Source organism: Streptomyces sp. NPDC029466, assembly GCF_055574515.1.
This window is the reverse complement of sequence record NZ_JBVHZH010000039.1, coordinates 22,041-44,239: the sequence shown is the minus strand read 5'-3', so window position 1 is coordinate 44,239 and position 22,199 is coordinate 22,041. Positions and strand designations below refer to the sequence as shown.

21 protein-coding genes are annotated in these 22,199 nt (G+C 69.1%); 9 read left to right on the top strand and 12 right to left on the bottom strand.

Annotated elements, in window-relative coordinates; all coding sequences use genetic code 11:
* Positions 1–24 precede the first annotated feature (24 nt).
* Genes ACZ4XD_RS26785 through ACZ4XD_RS26775 form a run of 3 tightly spaced genes read left to right on the top strand, consistent with a single transcriptional unit; the run spans position 25 to position 3,468 of the window.
* On the top strand, positions 25–2,415 hold the full coding sequence (locus ACZ4XD_RS26785; RefSeq protein WP_468046156.1) for a glycoside hydrolase domain-containing protein: 2,391 nt from the start codon (positions 25–27) through the stop codon (positions 2,413–2,415).
* Positions 2,412–2,783 carry a hypothetical protein gene (locus ACZ4XD_RS26780; protein ID WP_468046154.1) on the top strand — a complete coding sequence of 124 codons (372 nt, stop codon included), beginning with the start codon at positions 2,412–2,414 and terminating at the stop codon, positions 2,781–2,783. Before ACZ4XD_RS26785 ends, ACZ4XD_RS26780 begins: the two co-directional genes overlap by 4 nt.
* Positions 2,758–3,468, top strand: coding sequence for a hypothetical protein (locus ACZ4XD_RS26775; protein ID WP_468046152.1), 711 nt, complete (start codon positions 2,758–2,760; stop codon positions 3,466–3,468). The genes ACZ4XD_RS26780 and ACZ4XD_RS26775 overlap by 26 nt, the downstream gene beginning before the upstream one ends.
* Before the next feature lie 39 nt (positions 3,469–3,507).
* Here the strand turns inward: ACZ4XD_RS26775 and ACZ4XD_RS26770 are convergent, their stop codons facing one another.
* The 5 genes from ACZ4XD_RS26770 to ACZ4XD_RS26750 form a co-directional block, all read right to left on the bottom strand.
* The gene (locus tag ACZ4XD_RS26770; protein WP_468046150.1) at positions 3,508–4,971 is read right to left on the bottom strand and encodes a catalase; all 1,464 of its coding nucleotides are present in this window, start codon (positions 4,969–4,971) and stop codon (positions 3,508–3,510) included.
* A 181-nt stretch (positions 4,972–5,152) separates the two neighbouring features.
* Positions 5,153–7,297 (bottom strand): SpoIIE family protein phosphatase, encoded by a 2,145-nt coding sequence (locus ACZ4XD_RS26765; RefSeq protein ID WP_468046242.1) that lies wholly within the window; start codon positions 7,295–7,297, stop codon positions 5,153–5,155.
* A 536-nt stretch (positions 7,298–7,833) separates the two neighbouring features.
* Entirely contained in the window at positions 7,834–8,517 is a 684-nt protein-coding gene (locus ACZ4XD_RS26760) for a class I SAM-dependent DNA methyltransferase (RefSeq protein WP_042148055.1), read from the bottom strand.
* Between the two features lie 211 nt (positions 8,518–8,728).
* Positions 8,729–9,460 (bottom strand): cytidylyl-2-hydroxypropylphosphonate hydrolase, encoded by a 732-nt coding sequence (gene fomD, locus ACZ4XD_RS26755; RefSeq protein WP_468046147.1) that lies wholly within the window; start codon positions 9,458–9,460, stop codon positions 8,729–8,731.
* An 87-nt stretch (positions 9,461–9,547) separates the two neighbouring features.
* Positions 9,548–10,960 (bottom strand): class II fumarate hydratase, encoded by a 1,413-nt coding sequence (locus tag ACZ4XD_RS26750; RefSeq protein WP_468046145.1) that lies wholly within the window; start codon positions 10,958–10,960, stop codon positions 9,548–9,550.
* Between the two features lie 242 nt (positions 10,961–11,202).
* Between ACZ4XD_RS26750 and ACZ4XD_RS26745 the strand changes: the two genes are divergently transcribed.
* From ACZ4XD_RS26745 to ACZ4XD_RS26735, 3 genes are read left to right on the top strand one after another with little or no spacing between them, the layout of a single operon-like run.
* Positions 11,203–11,931: a hypothetical protein gene (locus ACZ4XD_RS26745; protein WP_468046143.1), complete on the top strand. Its 729-nt coding sequence runs from the start codon at positions 11,203–11,205 to the stop codon at positions 11,929–11,931.
* A complete protein-coding gene (locus tag ACZ4XD_RS26740; RefSeq protein WP_468046141.1) occupies positions 11,928–12,608 on the top strand; it encodes a DUF4166 domain-containing protein in 681 nt (226 codons plus the stop codon). Before ACZ4XD_RS26745 ends, ACZ4XD_RS26740 begins: the two co-directional genes overlap by 4 nt.
* On the top strand, positions 12,605–13,258 hold the full coding sequence (locus tag ACZ4XD_RS26735; protein WP_468046139.1) for a TetR/AcrR family transcriptional regulator: 654 nt from the start codon (positions 12,605–12,607) through the stop codon (positions 13,256–13,258). The genes ACZ4XD_RS26740 and ACZ4XD_RS26735 overlap by 4 nt, the downstream gene beginning before the upstream one ends.
* A 642-nt stretch (positions 13,259–13,900) precedes the next feature.
* Here the strand turns inward: ACZ4XD_RS26735 and ACZ4XD_RS26730 are convergent.
* The 4 genes from ACZ4XD_RS26730 to ACZ4XD_RS26715 form a co-directional block, all read right to left on the bottom strand.
* Complete coding sequence (locus ACZ4XD_RS26730) at positions 13,901–14,734, bottom strand: helix-turn-helix domain-containing protein (protein ID WP_468046137.1); 834 nt, start codon at positions 14,732–14,734, stop codon at positions 13,901–13,903.
* Positions 14,731–15,246, bottom strand: a complete 516-nt coding sequence (locus tag ACZ4XD_RS26725) for a DUF6879 family protein (RefSeq protein ID WP_468046135.1) — start codon at positions 15,244–15,246, stop codon at positions 14,731–14,733. The genes ACZ4XD_RS26730 and ACZ4XD_RS26725 overlap by 4 nt, the downstream gene beginning before the upstream one ends.
* Positions 15,230–15,439: a hypothetical protein gene (locus ACZ4XD_RS26720; protein WP_468046133.1), complete on the bottom strand. Its 210-nt coding sequence runs from the start codon at positions 15,437–15,439 to the stop codon at positions 15,230–15,232. The genes ACZ4XD_RS26725 and ACZ4XD_RS26720 overlap by 17 nt, the downstream gene beginning before the upstream one ends.
* A gap of 260 nt (positions 15,440–15,699) precedes the next feature.
* Positions 15,700–17,373, bottom strand: a complete 1,674-nt coding sequence (locus ACZ4XD_RS26715; RefSeq protein ID WP_468046131.1) for a fumarate hydratase — start codon at positions 17,371–17,373, stop codon at positions 15,700–15,702.
* 281 nt (positions 17,374–17,654) lie between these two features.
* Between ACZ4XD_RS26715 and ACZ4XD_RS26710 the strand changes: the two genes are divergently transcribed.
* The gene (locus tag ACZ4XD_RS26710) at positions 17,655–18,440 is read left to right on the top strand and encodes a DUF1707 SHOCT-like domain-containing protein (RefSeq protein WP_468046240.1); all 786 of its coding nucleotides are present in this window, start codon (positions 17,655–17,657) and stop codon (positions 18,438–18,440) included.
* Positions 18,441–18,709: 269 nt separating this feature from the next.
* On the top strand, positions 18,710–19,069 hold the full coding sequence (locus tag ACZ4XD_RS26705; protein WP_042148074.1) for a WhiB family transcriptional regulator: 360 nt from the start codon (positions 18,710–18,712) through the stop codon (positions 19,067–19,069).
* A gap of 123 nt (positions 19,070–19,192) precedes the next feature.
* On the opposite strand, the gene glpX is transcribed toward ACZ4XD_RS26705, so the two are convergent.
* The gene (gene glpX / locus ACZ4XD_RS26700; protein ID WP_042148076.1) at positions 19,193–20,224 is read right to left on the bottom strand and encodes a class II fructose-bisphosphatase; all 1,032 of its coding nucleotides are present in this window, start codon (positions 20,222–20,224) and stop codon (positions 19,193–19,195) included.
* A 205-nt stretch (positions 20,225–20,429) separates the two neighbouring features.
* Between glpX and ACZ4XD_RS26695 the strand changes: the two genes are divergently transcribed.
* Positions 20,430–20,966, top strand: coding sequence for a DUF4245 domain-containing protein (locus ACZ4XD_RS26695; protein ID WP_398829651.1), 537 nt, complete (start codon positions 20,430–20,432; stop codon positions 20,964–20,966).
* 101 nt (positions 20,967–21,067) lie between these two features.
* Here the strand turns inward: ACZ4XD_RS26695 and ACZ4XD_RS26690 are convergent, their stop codons facing one another.
* Complete coding sequence (locus ACZ4XD_RS26690; RefSeq protein ID WP_468046128.1) at positions 21,068–21,661, bottom strand: malonic semialdehyde reductase; 594 nt, start codon at positions 21,659–21,661, stop codon at positions 21,068–21,070.
* A gap of 236 nt (positions 21,662–21,897) precedes the next feature.
* Complete coding sequence (locus ACZ4XD_RS26685; RefSeq protein ID WP_468046126.1) at positions 21,898–22,194, bottom strand: exodeoxyribonuclease VII small subunit; 297 nt, start codon at positions 22,192–22,194, stop codon at positions 21,898–21,900.
* Positions 22,195–22,199 lie beyond the last annotated feature (5 nt).

The window sequence follows — 22,199 nt, the reverse complement described above, 5'->3', positions numbered from 1 at the left end:
CGTTCACCTAAGGAGAGAAGAGACATGGCTGACGAGAGAGTGCTCGCTGCCCAGAAGTGGGTCAATGCGACCTACGCACGTGTGGCGGGCTACACGAAGTGCCCGGAGAACGGCAGCACCGGCTGGGCAACCATGTACTCCCTCACTCGTGCACTCCAGCACGAACTGGGGATCCCCACTCTCTCGGACAGCTTCGGCCCCACCACCTTGTCCAAGCTGTCCGCGCGCGGAGATATCGGTTCGGGTGAACCGAATACCAACATCCGGAAGATCGTCCAGCACGCGCTGTTCTGCAAGGGTTACCCGGGCGGTGACGGTGAGGGGACGTACGACGGCGACACGGAGGAATCGGTTGCTCAGCTCAAGGCCAATGCGGGCCTTGATGATTCGAATGGAATGGTGCAGCCCAAGCTGTTCAAGGCCCTGCTGACCATGGACGCGTATGTGCTGCTCACCGGCGGTTCGGAAAAGGTCCGGGAAATCCAGCAATGGCTGAACGGCCGCTATTTCAAGAAGTCAACCTTCTATGTGGGGCCGTGTGACGGCATTTACTCACGCGATGTTCAGACGGCGCTCATGAAAGCCATCCAGTATGAACTGGGAATTCCTGAGGATCAGGTCACCGGAAACTTCGGAGAGGGCACGAAGACGGGACTGAAGAGGCATGTCCTGTCTCCCGGCGACTCCGGTGTATTCGTGCAACTCTTCTCTGCGGCCTGCGTCTTCAACGAGCCGGTGTACACGGGCACCGCGACGTACATCACTTCTTTCAAGAGCTCATTCGACTCCGCTCTCACCACCTTCGTCAGGGAGTTCCAGAAGTTCTCCAACCTGCCTGCGTCGGAGATAGGTGACTTCGCCACCTGGGCTCAGCTGCTGGTGTCCACCGGAGACCCGGACCGCAAGGTAAACGGGTGTGATACCCGATTCACCATCACCCCTGCCATCGGCCGGGATCTCTACAATTCCGGTCACCGGTATGTCGGGCGCTACATCTATCAGCCACCGAACAGCATCGACAAGTACCTCAAGCCCGGCGAGTTGGAGAATATTTTCAAGGCCGGCCTGAATGTATTCCCCATCTTTCAGGACAACGGGCGCCGGCTGGTCGACTTCACGTACACGGCCGGTTACCAGCATGGCCTCAAGGCGCATGAACGCGCCACCTCGTACGGGTTCAATCGCGGCACCGTTATCTATTTCGCCGTGGACTACGATGCCACCAGGGAAGAGATAGCGTCGAACATCGTCCCCTACTTCAACGGCATTTCGTCCGCGCTGGGCAGTAAGGGGAAACGCTATATTCACGGCGTCTACGGATCGCGGAATGTGTGCTCGAAGGTGACCAAGGAAACCTACGCCCGGTATTCCTTTGTCTCGGGGATGTCATGGGGTTTTTCTGGGAATCTCGGATTCCCGATGCCGACCAACTGGTCATTCACCCAGATCAAAGAGGTCAGCAAGATCCCCTCCTCCGACGGCCCTTATGATCTGGATAAGGATGCCCATCGTGCGGGTACTGACGAGGGTCAGAACAGTGTGCACAAGACGGCCTCCCCGGCAGACGGATTCATCTCGTACGTCGAAATGCTCTACGGGCTGGCAAAGAGCTACGGGAAAGGTGACCCGGATCGCCTCGTCATGGAGTACGTGCGGAACCGCTCGTACGGCGACCTCACGTGGTGGGCGCTCATCGGTGATCCGGACCAAGGCTTCATCGACTACGCCGATGAGCACGGAGCGTACATCTACGAGGAGTTCAAGGACCCCTTCACCGGGCACCCGCTCGGTGCCGAGCACATGCTTGCCACCGCCAACGCCCACTATGTGAAGGAGCAGCCGTCGAGCGCCACCCGCGGCGGGGCCGGGGACGTGGGGGGCTGGGCCGGCGACATCTTCACCCTGTACGGGGAGTGGCGTCGTGACCATGAGAGCTACCCGTCCGGATACGACTACTGCCAGGCCAGGCTGGGGAAGATCGGAGTCGACTCCACGTTCGGGTTCGGTGACCTCGTGGAGGACGCCGATGGTTACCTCATTGCGGAGCAGGTGCGCCGGAAGAAGACAATTGTGCAGGCCGTCCGCCATCAGTACGCAGAAACCGGCGGCGTCACGCGCTTCAAGGACTACTTCACTCAGCGCTTCGGCGGTTCGGTCGCCACTGCGACAGATCTGGCACGCTATATGCTCACGATGGAAATTGACCCGACCATCTCCCTGGGCCGCGAGTACCTGATCAGCAAGAATGCCGGTGGTAGCGGCTCTGTTCTCATGCCATGGATGCTGCCCGGGGGAAAGCTCACCGAATTCTGTAAGGGATTCGCCGATACGCTGCAAGCCCGTGCCGGGCAGGAATCGCGACTGCGGGCCCGGTACCTCAAGAATCAGAAAGAGAACATGGGCCGGTCTCGATGAGTAATGCGCTGCACAGCAAGAAGGGGCCGGCGCTGTGGGTGAAGGTGTTGTGCCTCAATGTGAGTATCGGTCTGCCGGTGTACTTCATCGGCCTGATGTCCGGTTTCACTCAGGCGCCGAAAATCTGTGGAGTGGAGTCCGGAAAGGGCCCGTCGAACCGGCCCGATTCCCTTACCGAGACGCTGTTTCCGCTGTCCCGCGTCTGCAAGTGGACGGACGGCACGACCGTCGACCTCGTGCCCTCCTGGGTCAACCCGGTGCTCTTCGTCTGTGCGGCGGGAGTCGCACTGTGCGCAGCCACGGCCGTGAGAAGAGCGATCAAGCACAAGAAGGAGCTTGCCCATGAAGTCCATGAAGCCCATGAATGACCCCTTATCCTTGACGTTCCGCCCGGATCGCCGGCGCATTCTGCTCGCCGGTCTGGGCCTCGCCGGCGGTGCGGCTCTCTGGACCGGTGGCATGACGGGATCCGCTGCCGCCGCCGAAAACGAAAACCCCGGCTGGTCCGGAAGCGTGACGGAGAACGGCTGGCCGGTGCTTGGCGAGGCGACGTCGCATCGCATCCAAGGTGCCGGTTCCCTCAGCGTTCCCCTCCTGGCCGGCGACGTCGCCACGGTCCTGCTCCATGTGGTCCGGCGATTCCACTACGAGATAGCGGGCCTGGGAGAGGGCGAGGTGTCCGGGCATACCCGCCACTGGGCGTTCACCGAGGACTACGAGAGCAACTACCTCTCGGGAACGGCGATCGCGATCCGGCCGGGAAGATATCCGGTGGGGGTCACCGGCGGATTCTTCCCGAACGAATTGCTGATCATTCGAGATGTTCTCGCGGACTGCGAAGGCACCGTTTCGTGGGGTGGCGACAAGCGGCATGCGAAGGAGAGCCATTTCGAGATCGCGGTGCAGCCGCGCGACCCCGGCCTGGCCCGGGTCGCGAAAAAGATCGCCGCGTGGGGTGACGCGCCCGGCGAGGGAGCCGGCGCCACCGACCCCACCGCATTGCCGCGGCGTCGCGCGGCCAGGGCTCTGGAGCGCCGGCAGCGGGCTGCCTGACCGGCACGAGCGCCGAGCGTCCTCCCGTCGGCCGCCGCCTCAGCCCCCGTTGACGTGGTGGGCGATCCGGTCGCCCACGTTCTTGTCGATGTTGCGCCAGTACTGGACCGCGCGGTCCAGCACGGGACGGCTGACGCCGTTGCGGAGATGACCGGAGACATTGCTGACCAGCCGGTCGCGGGCGGCGTCGTCGAGGACCTGGCGGACCATCGTGCCCGGCTGGCCGAAGTCGTCGTCGTCCCGGCGCAGCGTGTAGGCCTCGCGGACCATCTCGCCGCCGGTCTCCCAGCCCGCGGGCTCCCCGTAGCGCCGGGTGTCCGCCGTCGGGCCGCCGTAGCTGTTCGGGGCGTAGGGCCGGGCCGCGCGGGACGGCTCGTACCGCATCGGGCCGTCCTTCGCGTACGAGTGGACGGGCACCCGCGGCCGGTTGGGCGGCAGCTGGGCGTAGTTCGGGCCGATGCGGTACCGGTGGGTGTCCGCGTAGGAGAACAGCCGGCCCAGCAGCATCTTGTCGGGCGAGGGGCCGACACCCGGCACCATGTTGGACGGCTCGAACGCCGCCTGCTCGATGTGGATGAAGTAGTCCTCGGGGTTCTTGTTGAGCGTCATCCGCCCGACCTCGATCAGCGGGTAGTCGCCGTGCGGCCAGACCTTGGTCAGATCGAATGGGTTGAACCGGTAGTCCGGGGCGTCCGCGAACGGCATGACCTGCACATACAGCGTCCACGACGGGACGTTCCCGCCGTCGATGGCCTCGAAGAGATCGCGGCGGTGGTAGTCGCCGTCCTCGCCGGCGATCCGGTCCGCGTCCTCCTGGGTGAGGAAGTCGATGCCCTGGTCGGTCTTGAAGTGGTACTTGATCCAGAACTTCTCGCCACCGGCGTTGACCCACATATAGGTGTGCGAGCCGTAGCCGTTCATGTGGCGGTAGGTCTTGGGGATACCGCGGTCGCCCATCAGCCAGGTCACCTGGTGCGCCGACTCCGGCGAGAGCGTCCAGAAGTCCCACTGCATGTCGTTGTCGCGCATCCCGTTGTCCGGGCGGCGCTTCTGCGAGCGGATGAAGTCCTGGAACTTGATCGTGTCCCGGACGAAGAAGACCGGGGTGTTGTTCCCGACCAGGTCGTAGTTGCCGTCCTGGGTGTAGAACTTCAGCGCGAAACCACGGGGGTCGCGCCAGGTGTCGGGGGACCCCTGCTCACCCGCGACGGTCGAGAAGCGGGCCAGCATCTCGGTGGTCTTGCCCGGCTGGAAGAGATCCGCCTTGGTGAACTGGCTGACGTCGTTGGTGACCTGGAAGAAGCCGTACGCGCCGGCGCCCTTGGCGTGCACCACCCGCTCGGGGACCCGTTCGCGGTTGAACTGGGCCATCTTCTCGATGAGGTAGTGATCCTGGAGCAGGATGGGGCCGTCGGGACTCACGGTGAGTGAGTGCTCGTCGCTCTCCACCGGGATGCCGGCGTTGTTCGTGGTGCGCGGGTCGTGGTGCGCGGTGCTGGTCATGGAGGAGTGCCTCCTGTCTCGACGGCGGGGAGCCGGGGCCGCAACGCCCGAATTGGGGCAGGCAGTCCCTTACGTCCACCCAAGCAGTGAACTCCCCCGACGGCCTGTCGGCAAGAGTTGGACCCCGTCCGGTCTCAGACGGGGTCCAATATGTGGGACGCGGCCGGGCGCCCGGCAGACCTCAGCGGCGCGGCGTCCCCGGCGGCATCGACAGCTCGAACCAGACGACCTTCCCCATGCTCAGCCGGGTCGCGCCCCAGCGCCGCGCCATCCGGTTCACGAGGTAGAGACCCCGCCCGCCCTCGTCCGACGGCCGGGCCTGGCGCAGTCGCGGCAGCTGCGGGACATCGTCACCGACCTCGCAGCGCAGCACGTCCGTGCGCAGCAGCCGCAGCGTGATCGGCCGCTCCGCATACCGCACCGCATTCGTCACCACCTCGCTGACCAGCAGCTCCAGCTGGTCGGTCAGCTCCTCCAGGCCCCAGCGCGCCAGCGCCCGCCGGGCCAGCCGCCGGGCCTGACCGGCCGTCTGCGCCTTCGGGTCCAGATACCAGTACGCGACATCGCTGGGCGCGATCCCGTCGAACCGGGCCGCCAGCAGCGCGATGTCGTCATCGCGGTCGCCGGGGCCCAGCATGTCCAGCACCTCGTCGCACATCGGCTCCAGCGGCGGCGGGTTGGGACCCGTCAGCCGGGCCGTCTCGGCCAGCCGCTCCCGCAGCTGCTCGATCCCGGTCCACACGTCCCGGATCCGCGACTCGACCAGGCCGTCCGTATACAGGACCAGGGTGGCGCCCGCCGGGGCGTCCAGCTCCACCGCCTCGAAGTCCACCCCGCCGACGCCGATCGGCGCGCCCGACGGCACCCGCAGCACCTCGGCGCGCCCGCCGCGGTGCAGCATCACCGGCGGCGGATGGCCCGCGTTGGCGATGGTGATCCGGTGCGCGACCGGGTCGTAGACCGCGTACATGCAGGTCGCCATCCGGTCCGTGCCCAGCCGCTGGGCCTGCTCGTCGAGATGGTGCAGCACCTCCTGCGGCGGCAGATCCAGCCCGGCCAGCGTCTGGGCCGTGGTCCGCAGCTGGCCCATGATCGCGGCCGAGGTCATCGAGTGCCCCATGACATCGCCGACGACCAGCGCCACCCGGCTGCCGGGCAGCGGGATCGCGTCGTACCAGTCGCCGCCCACCCGGGCCGTCTCGGCGGCCGGCAGATAGCGGCTGGCCAGCCGGACGCCGGTCGGCTGCGGCAGCGAGTCCGGCAGCATCGTGCGCTGGAGCGCGTCGGCGATATACGCCTCGCGGCCGTAGAGCACCGCCTTGTCCACACCCAGCGCGGTGTGCGTCGCGAGCTGCGCCGCCACCAGCAGATCGTCCGGCTCGAACGCGGGACGGTCCGGGCGGCGCAGGAACACCGCCGCGCCGATCACCCGGCGGCGGCCGCGCAGCGGCGCCAGAATCACCCGGTGGCCACTGGGCAGCCGCGGGTCGGGCCCCAGCAGCTCGGGCAGCGCCGTCCGCGCCGCCTGTGCCTCGCCGAACAGCGGCCGTACGCCCCGCAGCACCTCGGCCAGCGGACCGCCGGGCTCCACCTCGGCCAGTTCCGCCGCGCTGCCGCCCATCGCCGGGCCCAGATCGGGCTGCGCGGGCAGCATCGGCAGCCGGCCGCCGTTGGTGTCCGGCTCCTCCGGAATCCGGTCGGTACGGCGCAGCCGCAGCACCACCGGACCGGTCGGGCGTTCGTCGCCGACCGGCAGCGGGTCCCGCAGATAGACGAGGATCGCGTCGGCGAATGTCGGGACCGTCGCCCGGCACAGCCCGAGCACGATCTCGTCGAGGTCGATGCCCCGGGCGATCCGCCGGGTCGCCGCCCCGATGAAACGCAGCCGGTCGCCGCCCGCCTGCCGGGCCGCGGCCACCTCGCCGCTCTCGCCGGGATGTGCCGAGCGGGCCGGGGGAGGGGGCAGCGGGGTCGGTGGCGGACCGGCCGGTGCGGGCACCTGCTCGCCGGTGGCCTCCCCGGCCGCCGGCCGCGACACCTCACCGTGCGGGGCACCCGAGGCCGCCGGCCGTCCGCCGTGCGGCGCCTGCTCCGGCACCGACCCGCCCGGCTCACCGCCGCGCGGCCGCGACCGCCCGGCGCCGGACGGACCGCCGCCCTCCCGCGGGCGCCCCACTCCCTCACCGCCGTGGTGCGGGCGCTGCCCGTGGCGCGGCTCCTCACCCGGCTCGGGCGCCTCGGCGCGGCCCACCGCGCCCTGCGCCACCCGCCGTCCGGCACGGGCCGTCTCCCGGTCCGCCCCCTCCGGCCGTCCGCTCGCAGGCATGGACACCTCCCCGTACGAGTCGCCGTACGCCTCCCCATACGGGACCGAGGCGTCGCATGCGGCGGGACGGCCGCCGCGGTGCGTGGCGGAGTGCTCGGTGGCACGCCCGCCGGAGTGCCCGGCGGCGGCGCTGTCCGCGTCCGCCGACGGGTCCCGCCGCGCCGCGCCGTGATCCGCGGCCGGCTCGCCGTCGTCCCGGCCGGCCGGCGAGCCCGCCGAGGCCGTGACGGTGACACCGGCGAGACCTATGTCGTCACCGCCGCGCACCGCGAAGCCGGTGCCGGGCACCGGCACGCAGCCGGCCGCGCCGGGCTGCTGGAGGGCGCTGCGCGGGTCGGGGACCGCGCCGAGCGGCGCCGTCCCGGCCGGCCCCCGGGCAGGGGACAGCGAGGACGCGGCGGTCGGTGCCGACTGCCGCGATTCGTGGGAGGTGGGGTGCTCCGTCACGCGTGGGATTCCATCCGTCCGGGGCTGCGCGCCCGACGCGCCGCGTTCCGAGCGGGCCGTCCGTGCGGCCGCGCCCGACGCGCTGCGTCTCAAGCGCGTCGCAGGTGCAGAAAGAGCTGGATCTCGGGTGGTACGTCCGTACTTGACGGGGCGTATGCGTAGGCATCTTCCCCGACGACGTCGAAACCCGCGTCGTGCACGACCCGGCGCAGGTCGTCCCGCAGGTAACCCGATACCCGGATCGAGTTGCCCAGGAACGGAATCGTGAAGTCGTCCACATCCGCCTCGACCATCGACAGGGCGAGCAGCCCCTCAGGACGTAGCAGATCATGGAGCATGCCCAATGCGTAAGGGATTTCGGCACGGGGCAGCATGAGAAGGGAGAAAAAAGCGGCAATACCGTCGAAGGAGCCGGGGCCGCCGAGCCGGCCGCCGCGCAGATCGGCGATGTCGAGCCGGTGGAAGTCGGCAACGGGGACGTTCTGCCGGGCCAGTTTGATCATCGAGGGGGAGAGATCGATACCCACGACGCGGTGCCCGGCGTCCGCGAGCTGGTGGGCGCTCGGCAGGCCCGTACCGCATCCGAGGTCCAGGATGCGCGAGCCGGCCGGCAGGTTGTCGGCCAGCCAGGCGCCCGAGGCGAGCTGCCCCTCCTTGTGCGGAAAGGCATCGTCATACCGGTCGCCGATCGCGTCGAACGCCTCGGCCTGGCCGGCCCGGTCCAGTGCTAACCGGTTCAGCCCCTCATATCCGTCGTAGCTAGTCGCGCTCACGACCTCGCCCCTCCTGCGACCGCGGTCAAGTTCGTTTTCCAGTTCTGGAGTTGCGCCTGTGCAGTCTTGCGGAGGACGATCCTACGTTTGAAGGCCCGGGGCGCAGCAAGGGGGCTCGGCCCCGCCTCCCGCCCCGCGGGAAACAGCTTTGCCCACAGGCGCACCTTTCCACGGTTCGTCCCCTTCACTCACGTCGTTTCGCTTCACTCCCTCACGACCGCAAACGCTCCGGCGCGCGGTCCCAGTCCGCCGGGAGCCGGGGAACACTCCAGGCCGGATCGGGCCGCCAGTCCTCCCAGCCGTCGGCGTACGGTGCGCGCCAGGCCGAGATCTGTGCGATCGCGGCCCGTCCCGCCGACCGCACCTCGGCGGCCTGAGAATCCGTCATCAGACCGTCCCGCTGCGCCTGGGCGAACTCGTCCTCGTCCCGCCACTCCCAGTGCCGGTCCGGAAAGACACAGATGTCGAGAAAGTGGTCCTCGGAGTCAATGCCGCCCGCCCAACGGCGGCGCGGCTCCTCCAGATTGACGTACCAGTTCTTGAACTGCCAGCCGCGCTCCCAGAACAGCCACACCGACCACGGGTCGCCGGGCCGGGCCAGTTTCAGCACCCCGGTGCCGAACCAGTGGTCCCGGGCGGTCCGGCGCGGTTTGGTGTAGCGGGTGGACAGCGGCTCGCGGTGCACCGGTGTGCCGTCGGCGAGCACCGGCTTGATGCAGGCGGTGCCGGGCGCCATCCACACCGCCAGCAGCTCATCGGTGTCCTGGACAACGGTCATCGGCCGGCAGATGTGGAACCGCCCGGCATCGGCGTTGTCGCGATATCGCCAGAGGATGTGGTCCCCCGGCGCCCAGCGCGCCCCGTCCGCCGCCCGCCTCGCCCCGGCCGCCCCGCGACCGCCGGCCGCCTCGCCTTCCGTCGTGTCCACCATGTCCGCTGTCATGCGCAGATCTTAGAGGTGCGGCCCGCAGCGTGCCGTGACGTGAGCCGCACCGGGCGTAACGAACGCGCTATCCTGCGCCGCGCCGCTTTACGGGTGCGTCATCCGCAGTACGTCCAGCGCCTCGTCCAGCTGCTCCTCGGTCAGCAGCCCGCGCTCGACATAGCCGCCCGCCAGCACCACCTCGCGAATGGTCTTCCGCTCGGCGAGGGACTTCTTGGCGACCTTCGCCGCCTCCTCGTACCCGAGGTACTTGTTGAGCGGGGTGACGACCGACGGCGACGACTCGGCGTACTCCCGGGCCCGCTCCACGTTCGCGGTGATCCCGTCGACCGTACGGTCCGCCAGCAGCCGCGACACATTGGCCAGCAGCCGCACCGACTCCAGCACATTCTTCGCGATCACCGGCAGCATCACATTCAGCTCGAAGTTGCCGGCCGCCCCCGCTGCCGCCACCGTCGCGTCATTGCCGGTGACCTGCGCCGCCACCATCAGCACCGCCTCCGGGATCACCGGGTTGACCTTCCCCGGCATGATCGACGAACCCGGCTGGAGATCCGGCAGCGCGATCTCGGCGAGCCCGGTCCGCGGCCCCGAGGCCATCCACCGCAGATCGTTGGCGATCTTCGTCAGCCCGACCCCGATCGTCCGCAGCTGCCCGCTGGTCTCGACGATCGCGTCCCGCGCCCCCTGCGCCTCGAAGTGATTGCGCGCCTCGGTCAGCGGCAGCCCGGTCACCCGCGCCACCTCGGCGATCACCGCGGCCGAGAACCCGGGCGGGGTGTTGATCCCCGTCCCCACCGCCGTGCCGCCCAGCGGGAGTTCCGCCAGCCGCGGCAACGAGGCCCGCAGCCGCTCGACGCCGTAGCGCACCTGGGCGGCATAGCCGCCGAACTCCTGACCCAGCGTCACCGGCGTCGCGTCCATCAGATGCGTCCGCCCCGACTTCACGACCTCGGCGAACTCCTCCGCCTTCCGCTCCAGGCTCTCCGCCAGATGCTCCAGCGCCGGAATCAGATCGTTGAGGACCGCCGAGGTCGCCGCGATGTGGATCGACGACGGAAAGACATCATTGGACGACTGGCTCGCGTTGACATGGTCGTTCGGATGCACCTCCTGGCCCAGCCGCTCACCCGCCAGCGTCGCGAGGACCTCATTGGTGTTCATGTTCGAGGACGTGCCGGACCCCGTCTGGAACACGTCGATGGGGAAGTGCTCGTCCCACCGCCCCTCGGCGACCTCGGCGGCAGCCTCCTGAACGGCCTCCGCGATCTCCTTGTCCAGCACCCCCAGCTCGCCGTTGACCAGGGCGGCCGCCCCCTTGATCCGGGCCAGCGCCGCGATGTGCGCCCGCTCCAGCCGCTGCCCGGAAACCGGGAAGTTCTCCACCGCCCGCTGCGTCTGCGCCCGCCATTTGGCGTGCGCCGGGACCCGCACCTCACCCATGGAGTCGTGCTCGGTCCGGAAGTCGTCGGAGTCGCCGAATGCGCTGTTGTCACTCATACCTATGTCAGTGCCCGGAAACGGCGATCTGTTCCCGGGCACGGCCGTAAGTCACCTGCCTGCGGGGCGCTCGCGGCCGCCGGACCCGCGGCGGGTTCCTGGTCAGGCCACGGCGGGTTCCGGGTCCGGCCACGGTGGGCCGGCCCGAACCCCCCGTCCGGACAACCGCCTTGAGCGACTGCTCAAAACGCTCTACGCTGCGTTTGAGCAGTCGCTCAAACGTCTGGGGTGGAGGCAGTCGCATGGGGTTGTACGTGGAGGCGCGCATCCGCGCCGGGCTCGACGAGGTGTGGGACCGGAGCCAGCTGCCGGACCGGCACCAACGCTGGGACCTGAGGTTCAGCGAGATCGATTACCTGCCGTGCGCGCCGGGGGAGCCGCAGCGCTTCCGCTACGCCACCCGCGTGCTGCCGCTGCTCACGGTCGACGGCACCGGCGTCTCGGCGGGTGAACGCAACCGGCCCGACGGCACCCGGACTTCCGCCCTCCGCTTCGCCTCGGCGCATCCGCTCTCGCTCATCAAGGAGGGCCGCGGGTACTGGCGGTACATACCGGACGGCGCGGAGCTGCGGTTCCTCACCGGATACGACTACCGGCCGCGCTGGGGGCGCTTCGGCCGGCTCGCCGACCGGCTCGTCTTCCGGCCGCTCATGGGCTGGGCCACCGCCTGGTCCTTCGACCGGCTGCGGCTGTGGTGCGAGCGCGGGATCACCCCCGAGCGGTCGCTGCGGCACGCCCTCGCCGAGCTGTTCGTCCGTATCGCGGCCGTCCTCGTCACCGCGGCCGTGGTGCCCGGCGCCGTGGCCGTGGGGCCCGTCCTCGCGGTGGCGGGCGCCGCGTTGCTGCTGCCGCCGCTGCCCGTCACCCCCGCCGCCCGCCGCTGTCTGCGCCGCCCGCCGGAGCGGGCCGCCGGACGCGAGGGCAGCGCCGTCGCCCCGACCGCCCTCCTCGCCACCCTGGAGCAGTCATGACCTCGATATTCCAGCGCGCCCTGGGCGCCGACTTCGACCGGCTGCACCCGCAGGTCCGGCGGCGCTTCTCCGTCGGGCTCGACAGCGGTGAGGCATGCGTCGGGCGGGGCACGATGGACCGGATCTGGCACGGCCGCAGCTTCGTCCGGCCATTCCTGGCCCTCGGCGGCAGCCGCCACATCCTCGTCCCGCAGGCCGGCCGGGACATCCCCTTCGTCATCGAGAACGTCCCGTACACGGACTCCTTCGGCCGCGAGACCGTCACCTTCGTCCGGACCTTCGCCTTCCCGCGCCGCCCCCGCCGCTTCGACGCCACCATGGTCTTCAGCCCCGAGCGCGGCTGCGTCGTCGACTACCTGGGCACCCATCAGCACCTCGCCACCGACCTGCACTTCACGGTCGACGACACCGGCGCCCTGGTCATCCGCTCCGGCGAGCACCGCTTCCGGGAGGGGCCGGTCGACGTCCGGGTGCCGGACCTGATCGGCGGCGACGCCGTGGTGCGCGAGTCGTACGATGACGCTGCCGGGTGCTTCCGCATCCAGGTACGGGTCGGCAACCGGCGGTTCGGCCCGCTCTTCGGCTACGAGGGGTCCTTCGACGCCGAGTTCGTGAACGTCGCCGAGCGCGGAGTGCGCGCCGGGCTGCGGCCGGTGCGCGAGGAGGCGCGGACGTGACCACCGACACCCGTACGAAACTGCTGGCCGGAGCGCTGCAAACGCTCACCGAGCAGGGCATCACCAAGACCTCGGCCCGCACCATCGCCGCCACCGCGGGCGTCAACCAGGCCCTGGTCTTCTACCACTTCGGCAGCGTCGACGAACTCCTCGCCGCCGCCTGCCGCTACGGCGCGGAGCAGCGAGTCGAGCACTACCGCGAACGCTTCGCCCGGGTCGGCAGCCTCACCGAACTCCTCGCACTGGGCCGGGAACTGCACACCGAGGAACGCGCCGCCGGCCATGTCGCCGTCCTCGCCCAGCTCCTGGCCGGCGCCCAGACCCAGCCCCGCCTCGCCCCCGCGACCGCCGCCGGCCTCGCCTCGTGGATCGAGGAGATCGAAGCGGTGCTGGCCCGGGTACTGGCCGGGACGCCGCTCGCCGCCTTCGTGGACGTCGCCGGCCTCTCGCGGGCGCTCGCCGCGGGCTTCGTCGGCCTGGAGCTGTACGAGGGCGTGGACCCGGAGGGCGCGCTGGCGGCCCTGGACGCACTGGAGCAACTGTCCGGCCTGGTCGGCGTACTGGAGGACCTGGGGCCGGTGGCCCAGCGGGCGGTACGGGCGCGGATACGGCGGAGTACGGGGCGGGGGCGCGCTTCGGGAAGCCGTTGAACAGGGCACCTGCTGGGGATGCCTGCCAGGACGGGGGAGCCCCTGTCATCCGCCAGGGAGAGGTGGACGACAGGGGCCGTTCAGCTAGACACAGGGCCTACTTGCCGTCGCCTCCCTGCGGTGCGGGCTCCCGGGGGGGCCTCCGGGGGCATTGGCCCTCCGTCATGCTTCCCTCCGTCGTCCTCAGCGGTCACCAGGTCGTGGGGGTACCGGAAGGGGACTCCGCGCCATCCTTCGGCGTCGGGCGTGCGCGTGTCGTAGCTGTCGACGGCGGGGATGCTCATTCACCAGCCTCCTCTTTTGTGGATTTCCGGACCGGCGGGCCGTCCGGAACGGACGAGATTTTCCGATCGGCGGCCCTGCGATGCGGATGTGCCGCCAGCTCCACATTGCGATCGGACGCCGCGGAGAAGTCGCCGCTGGCTCGCGCCTCTGCGCGTTGCTTTACCAGCGCGGCACAGACGTCACATCCCTCAGCTGGTTCGGGGTCGTTAGGAGGGAGTGGCAGGTAAAAGGGCCGCTCCGTCGCCGTCTTCGCGTCGCTCATCGGTGATTGCCTCCCCGGTTCGTTTGCTCGGCAACAAGAAATGTTCTACCGGGGTTTCGGCTGTTGTGTCGTTCAGTCGCGTATTCGACTAAAGATCATGTACGGCAGGTCGCCGCCCAATCTGCGAGTTTCGCCCGCACTTGATCTCCGAATAGCGCGCACTCCGCATAGTGCGTGAAATCTTCCAGATAGCTTTTGACGTCCCGCCCATCACGAAGTACAAGGCTCCCCGTCATGGTCTCGACCGTGGCCAGCGATGAGTCATAGATGGTGAAGGTGTTCAAGGGGGTGGTGCTTGTGGGTGTGCCAACAGGGATTACGCCGATATCGATGTTGGGCCAGTGAGTGAGCGAGGCCAGACGGTCCATCTGCTCGGCCAAAGCAAGCGGAGGAACCACGGGCCACCTGACTGCCTGCTCTGTCAGCAGAAAGGTGAATCGCTTCGACTGGTCATAGAGGATCGCTTGCCTTTCCAGTTTTCCGGCCACTGCCCTGCTGGTGTCCACGGGTGAGTTGGACAGGCTGGCCCGTACATATTCGGGGGTGGCCAGCAGGCCGGTAATCATGGAGAGCAGAAAGTACCGCATGTGGGTGCAGGACGATTCGAGTGCCTTCAGTTCCGCTTGCCGCGTCCCTAGTCCTTTACGGCGCAGCTCTCGAAGGTTCCGCCACTCCGTATTGGCGACCCTGGCCAGGTGGGTCACTTCTGCGACCACCTCGGGGGAAGCGTCCAGCGCCTTGAGGATCTGCTCTATGTCGATGAGTGAGGGGCGTACCTTCCCATTCTCGATGCGGCTCACCTTGGACTGGGAGATGTTGCAACGCGCAGCGAGCCGGTCCCCTGAGAGACCGGCCTTCTTGCGTAGTTCTTTCAGTCGGGCAGCCAGGTCCTGTGCAGACTGGTCCAACTGCTCTGGCGCGAACGTCACTCCTTCACGTACTCCAGGAACGGAACGGACTCGGCTACCGCGATCCGCTGATACTCGATGAACGGGGCCGGGTCTCCCTCGTACACTTCGCGGCTGATCTGGGTGCCATCCGACTCGTAGTGCATGAGGACGACGGTGGACCGATCGAACATCCAAAAGTCCTGGACTTCGGGAAGTGGGTTCTCCCGGTTGGTCACGTCAAGGATTCGGATGTCCTCGCCGGCTCGGGCGTGCGGCCGGTAGTACCGAGAGAACTCGAATTCCAGATACTCGGAGAGAGGCTGCGTCACCACATGGACACGCCCCTGACTCCGGCCGTCCCGTCGCTGCTGCCTCAGGCGCTCGGTGTAATCACAGGAGAACGTCTCCGGATCGATTCGCTTCCCTGCTCGGAACTCTTCGATCTCTTCCGCCTCTTGAGGGACTAGATACTGCGGCAGGGTCTCCAGTCGCCAGGCTTCCTGCTGGAAGTCGCGGAACTTTGTCCGCCACTCATCACCATCCAAGAACACGGATCGCCTCCCGCAGTACGCTTTCCGGGATCTCTACAAGGCCCTCGCCCTCGGGCGGAGCGAAGCCGCTGAACACCTCGCCCTGAACCACGAACGCTCCGTTCTCCGTCAAGTAGATGTTGGGGCAATCGTCCGCCCCGCATTCCCCATTGCCATTGCCCGTGAGTCGGGTGAGCCCAGCACGCTCAGACATGCGAAACCCCCTGTTTCGCGGCCCCAGTTGGGCCGGTAGTCACGACGGTACGAGGGGTGACGCCGCTGCGTCCATGCACTCTCGCGACTATGCGCGTCTTCGCATAAACCGGGTCCCGGGAGGGGCGCGGCGCGGTCCGGTTCGCTGTCTCCTGGGTAGATCGGAATACGCCGTCGTGCGGGCAGGGACGGCACAGGTACAGCAAGAGCCCCCGACACAACGTCGAGGGCTCTGCGGTTTCCTGTCGGCAGGTCAGGCGATCAGTTGCCCTGGCGCACCGGAATGCTGGTGAACGTAGGTGCCGGGGCCGGGTCCTGGAAGAAGTCGTTGCCCTTGTCGTCGACGACGATGAAGGCGGGGAAGTCCTCGACCTCGATCTTCCAGACGGCTTCCATGCCGAGTTCCTCGTATTCGAGGACCTCGACCTTCTTGATGCAGTCCTGGGCGAGGCGGGCGGCGGGGCCGCCGATGGAGCCGAGGTAGAAGCCGCCGTGGGTGCCGCAGGCGTCGGTGACCTGCTGGGAGCGGTTGCCCTTGGCGAGCATGATCTTGGAGCCGCCGGCCGCCTGGAACTGCTCGACGTAGGCGTCCATCCGGCCCGCGGTCGTCGGGCCGAAGGAGCCGGAGGCGTAGCCCTCGGGGGTCTTGGCCGGGCCGGCGTAGTAGACGGGGTGGTTCTTGAGGTACTCCGGCATGTCCTCGCCGGCGTCCAGGCGTTCCTTGATCTTCGCGTGGGCGATGTCGCGGGCGACGACCAGGGTGCCGGTCAGGGAGAGACGGGTCTTGACGGGGTGCTTGGTCAGCTCGGCCAGGACCTCGTCCATGGGGCGGTTGAGGTCGATGGCCACCGCGTCGAGGTCCGGGCCCGCGCCCTCGGTCAGCTCCTCGTCCGTGGTCTCCGGGAGGAAGCGGGCCGGGTCGGTCTCCAGCTGCTCCAGGAAGACGCCCTCGGCGGTGATCTTCGCGACGGCCTGGCGGTCGGCGGAGCAGGAGACGGCGATGGCGACCGGGCAGGACGCGCCGTGGCGGGGCAGTCGGACGACGCGCACGTCGTGGCAGAAGTACTTGCCGCCGAACTGGGCGCCGATGCCGATCTTCTGCGTCAGCTCGAAGACCTTCTCCTCCAGCTCCTTGTCGCGGAAGCCGTGACCGGTGGGGGAGCCCTCGGCGGGCAGCTCGTCCAGGTAGTGCGCGGAGGCGTACTTGGCGGTCTTCATCGCGTACTCGGCGCTGGTGCCGCCGACGACGATCGCGAGGTGGTACGGCGGGCAGGCGGCCGTACCGAGCGAGCGGATCTTCTGCTCCAGGAACTTCATCATGGAGCCCTCGTTGAGGACCGCCTTGGTCTCCTGGAAGAGGAAGGACTTGTTGGCGCTGCCGCCGCCCTTGGCCATGAAGAGGAACTTGTAGGCGCCGCCGTCGGTCGCGTACAGCTCGATCTGGGCCGGGAGGTTGGAGCCGGTGTTCTTCTCGTCCCACATGGTCAGCGGAGCCATCTGCGAGTAGCGCAGGTTCAGCTGGGTGTAGGCGTCGTAGATGCCGCGGGAGAGCGCTTCCTCGTCGCCGCCCTCGGTCAGCACGTGCTGGCCGCGCTTGCCCATCACGATCGCGGTGCCGGTGTCCTGGCACATGGGGAGGACGCCCGCGGCGGCGATGTTGGCGTTCTTGAGCAGGTCGAGCGCGACGAAGCGGTCGTTGGCGCTGGCCTCGGGGTCGTCCAGGATCTTGCGGAGCTGGGCGAGGTGGGCCGGGCGCAGATAGTGCGAAATGTCGTGCATCGCCTCGGCGGCCAGCTTGCGCAGCGCCTCCGGCTCGACCTTGAGGAACGTCCGGCCGTCGGCCTCGAAGGTGCTCACGCCCTCCGAAGTGACGAGACGGTACGGGGTGTTGTCCTCACCTACGGGGAGCAGGTCGGTGTAGGCGAATTCCGGCATTGAAGGTCATTCCTTACTCGGAGAGGTCCGGCTGGCATCTACGGCAGCGCCTGAACAGCGTAGAACCCTGGCGCGCGGACGCCGCTGTGAGGTAGGGCTCAGTCGGCGCGCGGCCGGATCTGTTCGATTCCCGGGGCCGGATCCGCGGACCCTGGTCGCGATCTATCGCGTTTCGGTACGCTGAGTCGGTGGATGCAGACAACGGGGGACGTCCGGGCCCTGAGACCCCGCCCGGACCGCTTCAGGAGCAGGACCGGCTCCAGGAGCGGAAACCGCTGAACATGACCAAGCCGGCGGCCGGGGCGCCGGCCCCGCCCGCGGTGGCCGAACGCGATATCCGGGCGTCCGACGCGGACCGCGACCGGATCGCCGAGATCCTCCGCGAGGCGCTGGCGGAGGGCCGGCTGGACCCGGAGGAGCACGCCGAGCGGATCGACGCGGTCTACCGCGCCAAGACCATGGGCGAGTTGGAGCCCGTGGTGCGGGATCTGCCCGCGGCGGGCGGCAGCCGTGCGCGGCCGGACTCGGGCGGGTCTGCCTACGGGCCCGCCGCCCCGGCGGCGGACCAGAACCTCGTCGCGATCTTCAGCGCCGCCGTCCGCAAGGGCCGCTGGCAGGCCCCGGCGCGGATCAACGCCGTGGCGTTCTTCGGCAGCGTCGAGATCGATCTGACCGAGGCGGTCTTCCCGCAGCAGCAGATCCAGATCAATGTCACGGCGGTCTTCGGCAGTGTGGAGATCCGGGTCCCGGAGAACATCACGCTGCGCAGCAGCGGCTCCGGCATCCTCGGCAGCTTCGAGGTCGAGACCCATGAGGCGGGTGACGCCGACGCCCCGCAGGTCCAGGTCAACGGCTATGCCGTGCTGGGCAGTGTGGAGGCCAAGCCCAAGCGCGGGGCCTGGATCCGCGATCTGCGCGACCGGCTGCGCGAGGGGCACCGGGAGCTGCGCCGGCAGGTGTGGGAGGACCACCGGCAGCTGCGGCAGGAGCAGCGGGAGTGGCACGAGCGGCACCGCGCCGAACGGCGCGAGCGCCGGGACCGGTTCCGTAAGGGCATGGACGGCTGACGGCGGCGACGGCGGCGGACGGGCCGCGGGGGCCGGGGAGTTGCGGCCGTGCCGGCGTTCCGGGAGGGCGGCGGTCCGGTGTTCCCGGAGGGTTCGTCCGCTGACGCTTTTCTCGTTGTCGCACGATCGCCACGGTGTGCATAAGCGTGCGTACAGCGGGTAGGGCTGGTGCATCGTCTCTCGTACGGCTGCGGGGTGCGGAAAAAGGCCGTGCGCAGCGAGACGGGCAAGGGTGATTCTCGCGCCGAAGCCGTCGTCAGGAGTAGACCGTGCTGCTACCGCAACAGCCCCTGCAGGATGCCGCTGTCGTTCCGTCCCAGCAAGTGCCTGCTCGCGACGAGGCCGGCCCCTGGCATTCGGAGGCGGTGTGCCGCCGGGACGAAGCCGGGCTGTTCTTCGCCCCGTCCAAGGAGCCCACCGCCGCCCGGCTGGCCAGAGAAGAGGCCGCGAAGCGGGTCTGTGCCCGCTGCCCCGTCATGGTCGAGTGCCGGGAGCATGCGCTGCTCCAGCCCGAGCCGTACGGCGTCTGGGGAGGTCTGACCGCGGCCGAGCGCCGGGTCGTGCTGACCCGCCGGCGGCGCCGGGAGAGTGAGCTCCAGCGCACGGCCCATATGCCCGCGGCGGGCTGACCGCCGCGGCACCGGCTTCGGCCCGTACGGCGCACACCGGACGCAGGGGTCACTTCGCCCCCGCCGGAGACTCTCCGGCGGGGGCGAAGTGTGTGTACGGGTGCGGGCCGCGAGGGCTCGCCGCTAGCTGGGGCGCTCGAAGTCCACCGAGCTGTAGGCGCGCAGCTTCGACAGCCGGTGCTGGGAGTCGATCTGGCGGATGGTGCCGGACTTGGAACGCATCACCAGGGACTGGGTGTAGGCGTTCTCGGCGCGGTAGCGGACCCCGCGCAGCAGCTCGCCGTCGGTGATGCCGGTGGCGACGAAGAAGACATTGTCGCCGCGGACCAGGTCGTCGATCTCCAGCACCTTGTCCAGGTCGTGCCCGGCGTCCAGCGCGCGCTGGCGCTCCTCGTCGTCCTTGGGCCACAGCTTGCCCTGGAAGGCGCCGCCCAGACACTTCAGCGCACAGGCCGCGATGATGCCCTCCGGCGTCCCGCCGATGCCCAGCAGCAGGTCCACGCCGGTGCCCTCACGGGCGGCCATGATCGCGCCGGCGACATCGCCGTCGGCGATGAACTTGATCCGGGCTCCGGCCTCCCGGACCTCCTTGACCAGGCCCTCGTGGCGGGGGCGGTCCAGGATGACCACCGTGACGTCCTCGACCGCGGACTTCTTCGCCTTGGCGATCCGCTTGATGTTCACGGCCACCGGGGCCGTGATGTCGACGAAGTCGGCGGCCTCCGGGCCCGTGGCGAGCTTGTCCATGTAGAAGACCGCGGACGGGTCGAACATCGAGCCGCGCTCGGCCACCGCCAGCACGGAGACGGCGTTTGCCATGCCCTTGGCGGTCAGCGTCGTCCCGTCCACCGGGTCCACGGCCACGTCGCACTCCGGGCCGGTCCCGTCGCCGACGCGCTCGCCGTTGTAGAGCATCGGGGCGTTGTCCTTCTCGCCCTCCCCGATGACCACGACGCCGTTCATCGACACGGTGTGGATCAGGGCGCGCATGGCCTTGACCGCCGCGCCGTCCGCGCCGTTCTTGTCACCTCGGCCCACCCAGCGGCCCGACGCCATGGCACCGGCCTCGGTCACCCGGACGAGCTCCAGGGCGAGGTTGCGGTCCGGGGCCTCGGGGCTGACCTCGAGTTGGGACGGGAGATGATGCTCGGTCATCGAGCGCACCTTTCTGTACGGCGACGGCCGTGAAGGATGAGGGTGATACCGACCTTATCCGTACCTCGCCAAAATGAGCAGAGGGCCCCACGCATGAGCAGCCGCGGGGGCACCGGGTGCCGGAGAGTTTGTGCAGGTCACGGCCCTGACCGGGGGGCCTGTCGGGCCCGCGGCGGCCATAGGGGACCATAGGGACGTGGCAGGTATGCGAGGCAGGCAAACGGTGCGGGACATGGTCCTGTCGCTGGCGGTGATCGGCATCCTCGTCGGGGCGATCTACATCTTCATCCCGCACGACGAGAGCGCGGACGCGGCGCGGAGCGCGGTCAAGCGGGTCGACTACCGCGTCGAACTGATCACGGCCCGGCGGACGGCGCCGTATGCGGTCGCCGCGCCCGAGGGGCTGCCCAAGACCTGGCGCGCCACCTCCGTCTCGTACAAGGCGAGCGACGACGGCAAGGGCGGCGCCTGGCATCTGGGCATGCTCGACCCGGAGCAGGAGTACGCGGCCGTCGAGCAGAGCGATGCCCTGCCGCGGAAATTCATCAAGGACGTCACCCTCGGCGCGACCAAGGCCGAGGGCAAGCAGGCCGTCGGCAGCAAGAAGTGGGACCGCTACCAGGGCGACAAGTACCGGGCACTGGTCCGTGAGGAGTCCGGGGTGACCACGGTCGTCACCGGCACCGCGCCGTACGGGCGGCTCGCCGATCTGGCCGCCGCGCTGGTGGCGAAGAAGGGCTGAGGAACCGCGACACGGCTGAGGCCGCCGCACCCGGGAGGGGTGCGGCGGCCTCATGCGTGGTGCGGCCGGTCCGGGCCGGCGGGTGCCTGCCGGGGGCGGGCTCAGACGGCGGTGACGGCCTCGTCGAAGGCCAGCCGCGGCGAGCGCGGGAAGAAGGCGTCGGCGCCCGGCTTGCCGATGTTGATGACGAGGAAGGACTTCTGCTTGCCGTCGCCGAAGAACTCCTTGTCGATGCCGGAGAAGTCGAAGCCGGTCATCGGGCCGGCGGCCAGACCGGCGGCGCGGATGCCGACGATGAAGTAGCCGGCCTGGAGGGTGGCGTTCTGGGTGCCGGCCACCTCGCGGGCCGCGGCCTCGGAGAAGAACGCGTCCTTGATGCCGGGGGCGGCCGGGAAGAGCGTCGGCAGCTTCTCGTGGAAGTCCAGGTCCACGGAGAGGACGGCGGTCAGCGGTGCGCTCAGGGTCTTCGGGCCGTTGGCACCCATGGCGTGCTGGACCAGGCGCTGACGGGCCTCCTGGGAACGGACCAGGGTGATCCGCAGCGGCGTCTGGTTGAAGGCGGTCGGGCCGTACTTCACCAGGTCGTAGACGGCCTGGATCTGCTCGTCCGTCACCGGCTCGTCCGTGAACGTGTTGGCGGTCTGGGCCTCACGGAACAGGAGGTCCTGAGCGGCGGCGTCAAGGGCGAGAGACATAAAAGGCACCTCGGTGAGTCGGGTGGGGGGCTCGGGTTCTGCGGTCCTGCGGGCACCGGTGGGTGCGGAGCCGTCGGAGAACGCTACGGGATCCACTGTAGGCGAAGTGTGTGAAGGTTCAACTAAATTCGGCTCATTGTGAGTCGGCTCACAGGCGTCGTCTTTGTTCCGGGGTTCCGGTGAGTGTGGGCCGCCGGGGCGGCCCGCGTGCTCGCGGAGAGCGAAGGGGAACCCTCCTACGCGCGCTCGGCCCCGGCCCCGGCCTCGTCCGACTCCGCGAGCGCCGCGTCCAGCCGCGCCCGCGCACCGTCCAGCCAGCGGCGGCAGACCTTCGCCAGCGCCTCGCCGCGCTCCCACAGCGCGAGCGACTCCTCCAGCGTCGTGCCGCCCGCCTCCAGGCTGCGGACGACCTCGATCAGCTCGTCCCGCGCCTGCTCGTAGCCGAGCGTGGAGTCCACCGGGGGCACCTGGGCCGCCCCGGCCGCCGCACCCTGCTCCGCGTCCGCCGCGTCGTCCGTCTTCGCCTTCGCCATGTCTC

Coding starts and splice junctions, on each gene's coding strand:
- ACZ4XD_RS26750 (WP_468046145.1), bottom strand. CDS start 10,960: ATGAGTGACAACAGCGCATTCGGCGACTCCGACGACTTCCGGACCGAG.
- ACZ4XD_RS26710 (WP_468046240.1), top strand. CDS start 17,655: ATGACCAAGCCGGCGGCCGGGGCGCCGGCCCCGCCCGCGGTGGCCGAA.
- ACZ4XD_RS26775 (WP_468046152.1), top strand. CDS start 2,758: ATGAAGTCCATGAAGCCCATGAATGACCCCTTATCCTTGACGTTCCGC.
- ACZ4XD_RS26720 (WP_468046133.1), bottom strand. CDS start 15,439: ATGTCTGAGCGTGCTGGGCTCACCCGACTCACGGGCAATGGCAATGGG.
- ACZ4XD_RS26685 (WP_468046126.1), bottom strand. CDS start 22,194: ATGGCGAAGGCGAAGACGGACGACGCGGCGGACGCGGAGCAGGGTGCG.
- ACZ4XD_RS26770 (WP_468046150.1), bottom strand. CDS start 4,971: ATGACCAGCACCGCGCACCACGACCCGCGCACCACGAACAACGCCGGC.
- ACZ4XD_RS26785 (WP_468046156.1), top strand. CDS start 25: ATGGCTGACGAGAGAGTGCTCGCTGCCCAGAAGTGGGTCAATGCGACC.
- ACZ4XD_RS26780 (WP_468046154.1), top strand. CDS start 2,412: ATGAGTAATGCGCTGCACAGCAAGAAGGGGCCGGCGCTGTGGGTGAAG.
- glpX (WP_042148076.1), bottom strand. CDS start 20,224: ATGACCGAGCATCATCTCCCGTCCCAACTCGAGGTCAGCCCCGAGGCC.
- ACZ4XD_RS26690 (WP_468046128.1), bottom strand. CDS start 21,661: ATGTCTCTCGCCCTTGACGCCGCCGCTCAGGACCTCCTGTTCCGTGAG.
- ACZ4XD_RS26745 (WP_468046143.1), top strand. CDS start 11,203: ATGGGGTTGTACGTGGAGGCGCGCATCCGCGCCGGGCTCGACGAGGTG.
- ACZ4XD_RS26740 (WP_468046141.1), top strand. CDS start 11,928: ATGACCTCGATATTCCAGCGCGCCCTGGGCGCCGACTTCGACCGGCTG.
- fomD (WP_468046147.1), bottom strand. CDS start 9,460: ATGACAGCGGACATGGTGGACACGACGGAAGGCGAGGCGGCCGGCGGT.
- ACZ4XD_RS26715 (WP_468046131.1), bottom strand. CDS start 17,373: ATGCCGGAATTCGCCTACACCGACCTGCTCCCCGTAGGTGAGGACAAC.
- ACZ4XD_RS26765 (WP_468046242.1), bottom strand. CDS start 7,297: ATGCCTGCGAGCGGACGGCCGGAGGGGGCGGACCGGGAGACGGCCCGT.
- ACZ4XD_RS26695 (WP_398829651.1), top strand. CDS start 20,430: ATGCGAGGCAGGCAAACGGTGCGGGACATGGTCCTGTCGCTGGCGGTG.